Source organism: Curvibacter microcysteis (genome assembly GCF_028649455.1).
Classification (GTDB): Bacteria; Pseudomonadota; Gammaproteobacteria; order Burkholderiales; family Burkholderiaceae_C; genus Curvibacter; species Curvibacter microcysteis.
The window spans coordinates 42,785-55,659 of sequence record NZ_JAQSIO010000003.1; the positions used below are offsets into that span (position 1 = coordinate 42,785).

General features: G+C 64.5%; 9 protein-coding genes. 3 read left to right on the top strand and 6 right to left on the bottom strand.

Translation table 11 applies throughout. The annotated features are described in order from the left end of the window. Window positions 1–62: 62 nt before the first annotated feature. On the bottom strand, window positions 63–404 hold the full coding sequence (locus PSQ39_RS08905) for an HPF/RaiA family ribosome-associated protein (protein ID WP_273926415.1): 342 nt from the start codon (window positions 402–404) through the stop codon (window positions 63–65). A gap of 97 nt (window positions 405–501) precedes the next feature. Between PSQ39_RS08905 and PSQ39_RS08910 the strand changes: the two genes are divergently transcribed. After that, window positions 502–1,386, top strand: coding sequence for a LysR family transcriptional regulator (locus PSQ39_RS08910; RefSeq protein WP_273926416.1), 885 nt, complete (start codon window positions 502–504; stop codon window positions 1,384–1,386). Between the two features lie 43 nt (window positions 1,387–1,429). Here PSQ39_RS08910 and PSQ39_RS08915 read toward each other — a convergent pair whose 3' ends face one another. From PSQ39_RS08915 to PSQ39_RS08935, 5 genes are all read right to left on the bottom strand, one after another. After that, window positions 1,430–2,389, bottom strand: coding sequence for a TerC family protein (locus PSQ39_RS08915; RefSeq protein ID WP_273926417.1), 960 nt, complete (start codon window positions 2,387–2,389; stop codon window positions 1,430–1,432). A 309-nt stretch (window positions 2,390–2,698) separates the two neighbouring features. Continuing rightward, a complete protein-coding gene (locus PSQ39_RS08920; RefSeq protein ID WP_273926418.1) occupies window positions 2,699–3,646 on the bottom strand; it encodes a Tim44 domain-containing protein in 948 nt (315 codons plus the stop codon). Window positions 3,647–4,055: 409 nt separating this feature from the next. After that, window positions 4,056–4,862, bottom strand: coding sequence for a substrate-binding domain-containing protein (locus PSQ39_RS08925; protein WP_273926419.1), 807 nt, complete (start codon window positions 4,860–4,862; stop codon window positions 4,056–4,058). Window positions 4,863–4,909: 47 nt separating this feature from the next. Continuing rightward, a complete protein-coding gene (locus PSQ39_RS08930) occupies window positions 4,910–5,890 on the bottom strand; it encodes a Bug family tripartite tricarboxylate transporter substrate binding protein (RefSeq protein WP_273926420.1) in 981 nt (326 codons plus the stop codon). Window positions 5,891–6,207: 317 nt separating this feature from the next. Next, window positions 6,208–9,198 carry an IPTL-CTERM sorting domain-containing protein gene (locus PSQ39_RS08935; protein ID WP_273926421.1) on the bottom strand — a complete coding sequence of 997 codons (2,991 nt, stop codon included), beginning with the start codon at window positions 9,196–9,198 and terminating at the stop codon, window positions 6,208–6,210. Window positions 9,199–9,607: 409 nt separating this feature from the next. On the opposite strand from PSQ39_RS08935, the gene PSQ39_RS08940 reads away from it, so the two are divergent. Together PSQ39_RS08940 and PSQ39_RS08945 are read left to right on the top strand one after the other, a co-directional pair. Next, window positions 9,608–10,915, top strand: coding sequence for a dicarboxylate/amino acid:cation symporter (locus tag PSQ39_RS08940; protein ID WP_273926422.1), 1,308 nt, complete (start codon window positions 9,608–9,610; stop codon window positions 10,913–10,915). Between the two features lie 58 nt (window positions 10,916–10,973). Beyond that, on the top strand, window positions 10,974–12,875 hold the full coding sequence (locus PSQ39_RS08945) for a sensor histidine kinase (protein ID WP_273926423.1): 1,902 nt from the start codon (window positions 10,974–10,976) through the stop codon (window positions 12,873–12,875).

A 12,875-nucleotide genomic window follows, 5' to 3' on the forward strand; every position in this document is an offset into this window, starting at 1 on the left:
GCCGGCTCCAAAGGACGCTTGTCCGATCCAAACCGTCCAGGCTCTGGGCGAGCCATCAATGTTCAAAGCTCGGTGGCCAGCCTGACGGCACGCACACGCGCAGGCCTTTGCTGACGCCGGAGCGATCGTGTCACCGCGCGTGTGGCGCGCCCCAGAGAGAGGTCCAGCGCTGTACGCCAGTCGTTGGCCAAGGTGGTGATGACGACCGCCCCCGTGCCCACCGTTCGCAGTTCAAGCTGGCAGCGCTTGTCCACACCACCCCGGGGGCCGTTGATGTCGGAGAGTTGCACTTTGACCTTCGGCACAAGGGCGCTCAGGCGCCGCATGGCAAACCTCACGCGCGCCACGGACGGCTCGCGCAGCTGACTACCTTCAGGGTGGCGTGATTCAAAAATGACCTGCATGACGGGTTCCAGTGAGTGAGAGGAGACTCAAAGATAGGGGTGGACTGGCTTCGTGAAAAGCAGATAATTTCAGATCTAAACTCCTGAAAATACAGCGATGAGCGCATCCTTCAACTACAAGCACCTGTATTACTTTTGGGTGGTCGCCAAAGAGGGCGGCATTTCCAAAGCCGCCGAACGATTGGGCATGGCCGTGCAAACCATCAGTGCCCAGGTCAGGGAGTTGGAGCGTTCGCTGGGTTACGCGCTGCTCAAGCCGGCGGGGCGCGGGTTGGTACTGACCGATGCTGGCATCGCCGCCATGCAGCAGGCGGACCAGATTTTCCAGCTGGGCGAGAGTCTGCCAGCGCGGGTGCGCGACGCGGTCAGCGCGCCGATGGTTCGCCTGGCCGTGGGGATCTGTGATGGCCTGTCCAAGCTGGTCGTGCGCAGCCTCCTGAACCCCGTCATGGAGGTCAAACACCTGCGGCTGCTGTGCCATGAGGGTGAGTTGGACGACCTGCTGGGTGAGTTGGCGCTGCATCGACTGGATGTTGTGTTGTCAGACCGACCCGCACCGGTCAACCCCAACATCAAGCTCTACAGTCATGCCATGGGGACCTCGTCCATTGCCTGGTATGGCACTGCAGCCATGGCCAAAGCCTGCAGCAAGAACTTTCCGCACAGTCTGGCCGATGTCCCGGTGTTATTGCCCACGGGGCACACGGCACTGCGGGCGCGTCTGGACCATTGGTTTGAGCAGCAGGGGGTTCGCCCTCGGGTGGTTGGTGAGTTCGAGGACAGCGCCCTGCTGAAAACCTTTGGCGCCAGTGGCATGGGGGTGTTTCCCGTCTCGGAGCTGGCCCACGAAGAGTTGCAAGCCCACTATGCGGTGCGCCGCATCGGGGCCTGCGAGGGGGTGACCGAACATTTCTATGCCATCGGCACCGAGAGAAAGGTGCAGCACCCCATGGTGCAGCGCCTGCTTCAGGCCGCCGACTGAGGGCCTCACGGCCCACCCCCCGGGGGGAGGGCGGCTGGCCTTTTCAAGCTTTGGGCGGGCGCTCAGCCGTGCGCAAGCTCAGCACCATGGTCAGCACCAGAATGCCGACCACCACGCCCAGCGAGACGAACACGGGCACTTTGTAGACATCAATCAGGCACATCTTGGCGCCGATGAACATCAGGATCACCGCGAGCCCATAGTTGAGCAGGTGAAACTTGTTGGCCACGGCTGCCAGCAAGAAATACATGGCACGCAAGCCCAGGATGGCGAACACGTTGCTGGTCAGGACAATGAACGGGTCGCTGGTGATGGCAAAGATGGCCGGGATGGAGTCAACCGCAAAGATCACGTCGGTCAGGGCAATCAGGCAGATCACCATGAACAACGGTGTGGCGATCTTCTTGCCGTTCTCCACAGTCCAGAAATTTTCACCGTCGTAGTGCTTGCTGACGGGAAGCAGACGACGCAGCAATTTGAGGGCAGGGTTGTCGTCGAGCGAGGGCTCCTTGCCTGCCGCCCACCACATCTTGACGCCCGTGAGCAGCAGGAAAGCGCCAAAAACGTAAAGGACCCAGTGGAACTCCGAGAGCAGCCACCCGCCCACGAGAATCATGACCGTGCGCAGCACGATGGCGCCAATGATGCCGATCATCAGCACGCGCTTTTGAAAGGGCGAGGGGACAGCGAAGTAGGTAAAGATCAGAAGAAAGACAAAGATGTTGTCGACTGCCAGTGACTTCTCGATCAGGTAGCCGGTGAGGAACTCCAGCGAGCGTGTGTTGGCGACCTCGGTGGACCCCGTCGTGTCCTTGACGGCCCACCACAAAAGACCATTGAACACAAAGCTCAACCCAATCCACACCAGCGACCAGTTGAGGGCTTCTTTGACCCCCATGTCATGTGCGCCTTGCTTGCGCAACACGACGAAGTCGATGAACAACGATACCAAGACAACGGCACCGAAGGTGAGCCATAACCAGAGTGGAGCGATGGTTTGCATAGGAGTCCTTGGCATTCAAGGAGGGTGAAGAGGATGTTTGAAAATATAGTTAATAAATCAGAAGTTATGTGATTGAATACTTCGTAAAAACAGGAGTGTCATGGCGTCGCAGGCTGTGGTGGCACAGTCGTCGGATCCAAGCACCATCGCGGTCGCTGAAACCTTTGATTCGCCCGATCGGTCAAGCCGACCCCATTTTTGTTGGCCCCGGCCCTCGGCAGATCAATGCCCACTTTCCGTGATCCAAGGGCCAGAAACGAAAACACCTGGGCGCTGCCCAGGTGCATGAAGTAGATTCAAACCTCCAGCTCAGTCGAGCTGCTGAATCCCGGCCACAACCCAACCGCCTTGGCCTGTGAGGGGCTTGCTCAGGTGCCAGACCTCATCAAAGACCTCATCGTCGATGCCCGCACCGTATCGGATGAAGCCAGTGAACTGAACGCTCACCAAGTAGCCTTGTGGCTCTTGCACCACTTCCAGCACTTTGGCGTTCAGTTGCAAGACCTCACCGCGCTGGGATGCGGTACCGCGTTCGCTGAGTTCCTGCTTCAATTGGGCCAGCATCTCCGGGGAGGTGAAGTCCCGCAGGTCATCGACGACACCCGAGTCATAAGCCGCCTGGAGACGGATGAAGTTGGACTTGGCATGGCGCTCAAAGCCTGCCTGGTCAAAATCGGCTGGCACAGAAACGGTCGACCCCGTGGGTTGGAGGGCTGAGCCGATCAGGGAGCCGGACCCTGCGCTCGTAGCGCTGGCACTGGATGGCATTGAAACTTTGTAGGTGTTCTGGGCCTGTGGCGCCTGTGCGTTGTCAGCGAGGGGGGCACCCGAGCCGATGCTGGCGGGCACCAGTCCCGGGGGCATTTGTCCCTCCGACTTTTGGGTCTGGGCGCGCCGACGCAGGACGAAGCCAATGAGTGCCATGACGGCAAACGCCAGCAAGCCCATCATCATCATCGAGGCCAGTTCGTCGCCGAAGCCGAAATGAGAGGCCAGGGCTGCGATACCCAAACCGGCCGCCAGGCCTGCCAGTGGTCCAGCCCAAGAGGGCTTGCTGGCGGCGGCGGCGCCGGCTGCCGGTGCCGCACTGGGGCTGGCTTGGGCAGCGGGCGCGGCCGGTGCCTTGTTTTGCACGGATTCGCGCTGCGTGCCCACGGACTTGCCTGCGCCCATGCGTTTGGCGGCTTCGGCCTCCATGGACAAGGACGCCAAGCCCAGTGAAAACACCACGGCCAATAGAGATAAGAATTTTTTCATGGAAAGCTCCTTGGTAGCGAGTACAGGCTGAACAGTACGCATGAAGAGCTTCAAGAAAAAGCTGGGTTTAGTGGATCATCGTTCCTAAAAAAACTGAATGAATTGAGATTTGATTGGAGAATCAAGGAAATGCACTTGGCTCTCCCTGAACCCCGTGAGGCCCTGCGTTGAGCAACGCTCGCAGCACGTCAATTCCTGGAGGACTCGCCTCATCGTGCTGCGACTGACTCAGCACCGGGCAGGTACGCGCTCTGCCTGCTCGGCCAGCACCGCCGCCTTGAACTCGGCCAGAGCGGACGTTGCCGCTTTGGGGTGTTTGTCAAATTCGGCCACAGCCAATATGGCCGGTGCCGGATTGGTCAACCACGCCAAGTTGCGGACCGCGATGGCGCGTCGATCAGCCGCATCGTCACTTGGCGGTGGCCGCGGGCTCCATGCCCGTGCTGCGCACAATGCCGGCCGCCGCTGGGGCCGCCAGGTAGCGGATCAGGTGGCGGGCGGCCTCGGGCTCCTTGGCCCCCGTGGCCAAGCCGGCCGAGAAGAACACGCGTTGTTGCACCTCGTCAGGCAAGGCCCCCACATAGTCCAGCTCTTTGAAGGGCAGCAGTTCGCTCACCTGCTGGAAGCCGATTTCGGCCTCCCCACGCTGCACCACGGCACCCACGCGCTCGCTGTAGATCTTCTTGGCCTTGTCCTTGACCTGTTCGGCCACGCCCAGGCGTTGGAACAGTTCAGTGGACAAATACGTGCCACTGGCGCTGGCCGAATAGGCGATCGACTTGGCATTCAGCAGGGTCTGCTTGAGGCCATCCACCGTGCTGATGTCGGGCTTGGGCGTGCCTTTGCGCACGCTCATGCCGATCATGGAGCGAGCCAGGTCCACACGGCTGCCCGCCTGCACCTTGCCCTGTTGGATGAGGCCATCGAGTCCCGAGTCGGCCAAGATCACGATGTCGAACTGCTCACCGCGCGCCATGCGGCTGGGGATCGAGTCGGGCGCGTTGCCGATGGAGGCGCCGCGTTCGGTCACCACTTTGTGGCCAGAGGCCTGCTCGTACAGCGGTATCAGCTGGTCATAGGCGGCCGAGAAGCCGCCCGAGGTCACCACGCGGATCTCGGCGGCGCTGGCCGCGAGGCTGGCGCCCAGGGCCAGGCCCAGGGCGGTGACGAGCGCGAGGCGGCGGCTCAGGCCGGTGAAGGTGCGGTGAAGTGTCATGTCAGGTCTCCGGTTCGTTTTTGTTCAGTGCAGCGAGGTGTGCCGGTTCAATCGGCCGTGATTTTGCGTTCGCGGATCACTCGGCCCCACTTGGCGTGTTCCGCCGCGATGAAGCGACCCAGTTCGTCGCGGGTGCCTGGCGCCGGGCTTTGACCATGCTTGAGCAGGCCTTCTTTCACGTCGGGGCTGTTGAGCACCTTGACGATCTCGGCGTTCCAGCGGTCGAGCATGGGCTTGGGCACCTTGGCCGAGGCCACGAAGGCGTACCAGTTGGTGGCATTGAAGCCGGGGTAGGTCTCGGCCACGGTGGGCACATTCGGCAAATAGGACGGGCGGCTCAGGCCGGTCGTGGCCAGCGGGATCAGCGCGCCGCTTTCAATGTGTGGCAGTGCCGTGGGCGGTGCCGCGTAGAAAGCCGCCACGCGCCCGCCCAACACGTCTTGCAAGGCAGGAGCACCGCCCTTGTAGGGGATGTGGACGGTGTCAATGCCCGCCATGTCGTTGAGCAGTTCACCTGCCAGGTGTGCGGCCGAGCCCGAGCCGGTGGAGGCGTAGTCGAGGCTGTTGGGCTTTTTCTTGGCCTGCGCCACGAATTCAGGCAAGGACTTGATCTTGGTGCCGGCGTGAACCACCAGCACATTGGGGAAGTTCACCCCCATGGCCACGGGTGCCAGGTCTTTGAGCGGGTCGTAATTCACCTTCATCAAGTGGGGGGCGATGGCCAGGGGCCCAATCGAGCCAAACAGCAGCACGCTGCCATCGGCCGGGCCATTGGCCACTTGCTGGTGCGCCACGTTGCCGCCGGCCCCTGGCTTGTTGTCCACGACCACGCTTTGGCCGATGTTCTCTCCGAGCTTCTTGGCGATCAGGCGTGCCGCCGTATCGGCCGAGCCGCCAGCGGCAAAGCCGACCACGATGGTCACTGGTTTCTTGGGGGGGAAATCAACCGTTTGGGCTTGGGCCAAACTGGCGGCCAGGGGCAGCAGGGTGAGCGAGGCCGCAGCCCGCAGAAGATGGCGTTTGTTCATGGTGTGTCTCCAATGCCCCAGGAGGGGCCCTGGCAGCAATCAAAAACGCGAATCCTAGGGGGCTTCTAGTGATCTGTATATTGCATAGATCTGATGAACTAACGCATGGTATGCATTAATTTTGGGCGGCCGCGACTGGGTTCACCGGCACCCGGTCACGGTCGCCTCAGGGGCTGTGCCGACCCAGACCCTGCGGCCCACGGCGCTGCCGGGGCCTGGCTGGAGCACGAGCGTGGGGACGGCCTGGCACCACAGGGCGGTCCAGGCCTTTGGGGGCCTCTGCCGCAGTCAGCGCTTGCGGCGGCAGTGTCCCGGTTTCAAGCCGCAGTGCGCTTGCCGGACTTGCCAGCCAGCGTCCCACGGCGGCGGCGCTGCGCGCCCCAGCCCGTCGCGGCCAGCACGGTCGATAAGCTCAGCAAACCCCAGGTCGACAAGGTGGGCACCGAGGCCACGGCTGGCAGGATCACCGGGATGATGGGGTCCTGGATCTGGCCGTTGATCGAGGCATCGGTGTCAAACGCGCCGCCGTCGGTCAGTGAGAAGCTGATCTTGGTCTTGTTGCCCACCTGCACCACCGAGGTCGCCACATTCACCCATTGGTTGGTCAGCCGGTTCTTCTTCAAGGCGCCGTTGATCTGGGGGTGGTAGGGCAGGAACAGTTCGAAGTTCTCGGTGCTGCCGCCCAATACCACCGGTATGCCCGAGGCGGTGAAAGAGAAGGCACCATAGGGTGCCGTGCTGGCCGTGGCTGGGGCGTCCTGGGGCAGGGCGTTGGCCGCCACTGCGCTCAGCGGGCGGCCGGCCGCACTCACCACGGTGGCAAAGCCGCTGCCGATGGCGGTGGGCAGCGAGGCCACGTGGGCTTGCTGGTTGTCTGGCGTGCCGTCGCCATTGCCATCCCCGGTACCGCCGCCGCTGGCGCTGGGGACCTGGCTCTCGGTCGAATCGCTGACGCCATCGGTGTCCACATAGCTCGCCGTGCTGCCCAGGGTGACGGTGTCCAGGCGGCTCTTGCGGTAGGGGTCGGACAGGTCTTTTGCCGCGGTGCCGTCACCGTAAAACACCACGTCGCCGGCGTCGCTCAGGATGCCGATGCTCACGTTGTCGGTCAGCGCGGTGCTGGGCTCGATCAAGCCCTCGGGGGACGCGCTCATGCCCCCCAACAAGCTGGTGAGGGCGGTGCTGCGCAAGGCCAGGTTGGTGGCCTCCCCGTTGGCGCCCACGCTGCCGTCCCAGGTGTAAAGCCGGAAGTCCTTGGGAGCGACGCCGGTGGCGCCATCCGGCGGGCCGGCGATGATCAGGTACTGGTTGTCCACGGTGCGGCGGATCTCCCGGATGCCGCGCCCACCCAGGTTCAGGCGAATGGGCGTGCCGAATGTCGCGCTGCCAGCGGTGCCGCCATTGGCCTGCAGCAGCGTGTTGAAGTTGGTCACCGGGATCAGCAAGGCGTGGGTGCGTCCGGTGCTGCTGCCCGCCGTCGCGGCGCCTTGGCCCGGGGCGGCCACCAGCGGGGCCCGAAAGCCCAGCCAGGCAGCGGCGCTGTTGGGCGACACGGTCATGCCCTCAATGCTGAAGCCGTCCAGGTTGGCGGACTCGGGCGCAAGGCCGGCCCCCGCGCTGGTGCTCAAGCCCAGGTAGGCTGCACCCAGTTGGTGGCCGTTGGCGTTGTCCCAGGCCAGCAGGTCGGTGCGCAGGTGCTTGTAGTAGCCCACAAAGCTCAAGGTGGTGCCGGCGCCCGAGCCGATCAGGTCGGTGGCGAACAGGCGCCAACGGTCGGGGCGGATGCCCCCGTTCTTGTTGTTGCTGTGCGAGCCGGTCCAGTACACGCGGGTGCCCAGGGCAAAGCCGGCTTCCAGGTCGGTCTCGCCGTCGCAAGAGGCGCCGGTGATGCTTTCGCAGTTGGCCCCCGCACCCACCCCCATGGTGCCGCCGATGGAGGTCAGGGGGAACACGGCCACCGCCGGGCCCGAGCGTCGGCGGTCAAACAACATGATCTGGTTGGCCGGTTCGTCATCAGCCAGCAGCACATGGTTGTCGTCGACCTTGACGGCGGTGGACAAGTCCGACCGCCCGCTTGGCCACACCGTGCTGGCATTGGCGCTGGCCGAACTGCTGGCGGCGTACTTGATCACCCGGCTGGCGCTGGCATTGCCCTCGTTGCGCACGGTGACGGTGATGTCGGCATAGCCCACCCCGACCGGCGTGACCTTGAGCGTGACCGTGCCGTTGCTGTTGCTCACGCTCAGGCCACTGTTGGCCACCACGGCGGCGTTGCTGCTGCTGGCGCTCACCACCAAGGCGTTGGCCGCGCTGACGGCGTCGGACACCGAGAACACCGTCCCCGTGTTGGCGTAGTGGTCGCGGCTGTCGCCCACCACGCCCGACAAGGGCGTGTTGTTGCTCAAGCCCGTGAACACCGGCGGGGTGCCGCACGAGCCTGCATTGAGCGGGACCTGTCGCGTGTCAGAGTAGGCGCTGGCGCCCCCCTCATTGAGGGCCAGCACACGGTAGCTGACGCACACATCACCCGACAAGCCGCTGATGGCTTGGCTCAGCGACGCGGCGGTCAACGCGATGCCCCCACCGCCGCTGCTGCCGTCGGCGCGCAGCAGGGTGCTGAAGTTGTCGGTGGACAGCTCCAGCACATGGCTGCTGGCATTGGCACCCGCCTGCCAGTTGGCCGTGAAGCCTGTGCCGGTCACCGCGCTGGCTGCCTGGGTGACCGGTGCACTGGGCACCGTCGCATTGGAGCGCCGTCCGGGCGAACCCACATCCCCGTTGCTGGCGACGCTGCCATGGCTGTCGGCGGCGGTGGACACGGTGGCGGCGCTGTTGTTGCTCGTCCACCCGAACGAGGACCCGGGGGTCGCTGCGCCAAAGCCTTGCCGCGTCAGCTCGGTGCCAGTGCTGTCGAACACCACCACCCCATCGCTCGTGGCGGACAGGCCCACGGAGGAGCCACTGTAAGTGCCCACCCGCACCCGGGGGAAGGCTGCGCCCCATTTGTTGCGGAAGGCCGTGATGGCTGAGGCGTTGCCCTCGATGAAGATCACCGATTCACCCGGCCCAATGGCATCCAGGCCGGCCATGGCCACGGAGGCGCTGAACAGATAGCTGTTGTCGTCCATCTTCAGGCCACTGAGGCTGACGACCGTGTTGCCGGTGTTGCTCAGCTCAAACCAGTCGGCGGTGACGGTGGGCGCGCTGTTGGACATGGCTTCGGTGATCACGAGGTCAGCGCGCGCTGACAGGCCCGCCAGGGCCAGGGCCAGCGCGAGGGCGCTGGGCCGGAAAAACTTGAATGCCATGGATGCTCGAATTGCGAAAAATAAACGGCGAGCTTCCAAGGTTTCAGTGACATGGCCGTGTCATGCCGGTCTGATCCTGGGGGCATGACGGGCGTCTCTTGACGTGGTTGGGTGGGTGTTCGGGTTTCCGAACGCGAGCCCGGCGCTGGGTTCGGTTTTCCGTGTGTCTGAGCTGGGTTGAACAGAAAAACCTGTTTGAAATCAAGCCTCTGGAAGTGGGTGTGGACTGGCACGCTCCGTGCAAAACAAGAGGCGGCCGCGCTTCGCGTGGCCCTGAATATCCTGGAGACAAGAACGGACCTGACTCAGGCAGAGCCCCCCGGTGCGGGGGCGCGCGCACGGGCAGGGGCGGTCAAGTGGCCAGGGCATTCCGCCCCCGGACGACAGATCGCATCCAACTGAAAACAACATGAAACTCAATCGCTTGACCACCCTGGTCATCCTGGCCATGGTTCTGGGCGTGCTGGTCGGCTACGCCTGCCACGAATTCGCCCCCAGCCCTGAAGCCGCGAAAGACATCGCGGGCTACTTCAGCATCCTGACCGACATCTTCCTGCGCATGATCAAGATGATCATCGCGCCCTTGGTCTTCGCGACCCTGGCCGCTGGTTTGTCCAACATGGGGGACTCCAAGACCGTGGGCCGCATCGGCAGCCGCGCCGTGGCTTGGTTCCTGGGCGCTTCGATGGTGTCTTTGGTGCTGGGCTTGGTGATTGCCAACCTGCTGCAGCCGGGCGCCGCCCTCAGCGTGCCGCTGCCCGATGCCGGGGCCAGCACCCAGTTGAAGACGGGCTCGCTGAACCTCAAGGAGTTCATCACCCAGGTCTTCCCCAAGAGCATCGTGGAGTCGATGGCCACCAACTCGATCTTGCAGATCCTGGTGTTCTCGCTGTTCTTCGGCCTGGCCCTGGGCCATTTGCACAACCAGGCGGCGCGCTCCCTGGTGGCCACGCTCGATGAAGTGGTGCATGTCATGCTCAAGGTCACCGACTACGTGATGCGCTTCGCCCCGGTGGGTGTGTTCGGTGCCGTGGCCGGTGCCATCACCACCCAGGGCATCGGCATGCTGAGCGTGTTTGGCCGCTTCATGCTGAGCTTTTACCTGGCCCTGGCCGCCCTGTGGCTGGTGCTGATCGTGGCCGGCTACCTGGTGCTGGGCCGCGATGTGTTCCGCCTGGTCAAGCTGGTGCGCACGCCGATGCTGATCGGTTTCTCGACCGCCAGCAGCGAATCGGTCTACCCCAAGCTCATGGAACAGCTCGAGAAGTTTGGCGTCAGCCCGCGCGTGACCGGCTTTGTGCTGCCGCTGGGTTATTCGTTCAACCTCGATGGCTCGATGATCTACACCACCTTCGCGGCCATCTTCATCGCCCAGGCCTATGGCATCGACATGCCGCTGAGCGCGCAGATCACCATGTTGCTGGTGCTGATGGTCTCGAGCAAAGGCATTGCCGGCGTGCCGCGTGCCTCGCTGGTGGTGGTGGCGGCCGTGTTGCCCATGTTCAAGCTGCCTGAAGCCGGCGTGCTGCTGATCTTGGGCATCGACCACTTCCTGGACATGGGTCGCACCATGACCAACGTGTTGGGTAACGCCATTGCCACCGCGGTGGTCGCCAAGTGGGAAGGGGCCATTTCGCCCGTCGACCCGGCCCTGGCTGACGCGGAAGAAGCGCTGCCGGTGGACGGCGACGACACCGTGCGGCCCGCGCGCGCCTGAGGCGATCCAGCCCCTGCCTGGGGGCTGGCGGCACTGCTACCATCCCCTGTTGCCGCCCATGCCCCCAAGCCCTTTTTCGCGCGCTTTGCGCCTGCTGCCTGCTTTGCTCCTGCTGCTGGCCCTGATGGGGGCCAGCGGCCTGGGGGCCTACCAGATCGCGCAGCGCCTGGGCCTGGCCGACATGCAGGCCACGGGCCTGCACCGCTTGGAGCTGTACGCGGCCAGCCTGGAGCGCGAGATCGGCAAGTACGCCTTCCTGCCCGGCACCCTGGAGCTGCAAAGCGAGGTGCTGGACCTGCTGTCCCACCCGGCCGGCGCCAAATCACCCAACCGGGTCAACGCCTACCTGGAGCAGCTCAACGACCGGGCCGGCACCCTGGCCATTTACGTCATCAACCCCCAGGGGAAGGTGCTGGCGACCAGCAACTGGCGCCGCGCCGACAGCTACCTGGGCGAGAACCTGTCCTTTCGGCCGTATTTCCGCGAGGCCATGGCCAACGCCAATGGCCGCTTCTTTGGCATTGGCACCACCCGTGGCGAGCCCGGCTACTACCTGGCCTCCACCCTGGTGGACGCGCGTGGTACCCAGGGCGTGGCCGTCATCAAGGTCAGCCTGGACCAGCTGGAGCAGTCCTGGACCACGGTGGAAGCGCCGGTGCTGGTCAGCGACGAGAACGGCGTCGTCATCCTGGGCTCGGTGCCCGACTGGAAATTCACCACCTTGCGCCCGTTGGACGAGGCCACGCGCAAGGCCTTCGACCAAACCCAGCAGTACAACCGCCGCGCCTTGAAGCCCCTGGGCCTGCGGGAGTTGCGTGAGCTGGACCATGGCGCGCGCCTGGTCAGCATTGCCAAAGAGCGCCCCGAGATGGTGTCGGTCTACCCGGTGGCCGGGCGGTTTTTGGCGCAGTCGCGAGCTTTGCCGGGCACCCCCTGGACGCTGACCGTGCTGTCCCACCTGGAGCAGGTGGACGAGATCGCCCAAAGCCACGCCCTGATTGCCCTGATTGGCGCCGCCCTGCTGTGTGTGCTGGGCGTCATGCTCAACGAGCGTCGCCGCCACCTGAAAGACCGCCTGGCCGCGCGCGAGGCCTTGCAGGCCGCGCACGACGAGTTGGAGCGCAAAGTGGATCAGCGCACGGCCGACCTGTGGGCCAGCAACCACCGCCTGCAAGCCGAGGTGGCCGAGCGCACCCGCACCGAAGCCCACCTGCGCGCCACCCAGGACGAGTTGGTGCAGGCTGGCAAACTGGCCGCCATTGGCCAGCTCTCGACCGGCATCGCCCATGAACTGAACCAGCCCCTGACCGCGCTGCGCACCTTGTCGGGCAACAGCCTGCGGTTCTTGGAGCGCGGCGACCTGGCCACCACCCGAACCAACCTCGAGCGCATGGCCCAGCTGGCCGACCGCATGGGCCGCATCACGGGGCAGTTGCGCTCTTTTGCCCACAAATCGCCCGCCGCGCGCCGCCCCGTGCCGCTGGACCAGGCCTTGGACAATGCGCTGGCCGTGCTGGAAGCCCGCCTCACGCAGAGCCAGGCCGAGTTGCTGCGCCAGGTCGACAGCCCCGCGCCCGTGGCCTTGTGTGACGGCAACCGGCTGGAGCAGGTGCTGATCAACCTGATCGGCAACGCGCTGGACGCCGTGCACGGCAGCGAGCGCCCGCACATCGAGATCCGCTGCCATCAGCTGGCCGACCGGGTGTGCGTGCAGGTGCGCGACCATGGCCCCGGTTTGGCCGAGGCGGTGCAGGCCCATTTGTTTGAACCCTTTTTCACCACCAAGGAAGCCGGTGTGGGCCTGGGCCTGGGCCTGGCCTTGTCGGCGGGCATGGTGCGTGAGTTCCAGGGCAGCCTGAGCGGGGCCAACCACCCCGAGGGCGGTGCTGTGTTCACGCTGGAGCTGCCCCTGGCCACAGCCTCTGGCGCGGAGCAGTGGCCCCCTTCCGATAGCGCTTAA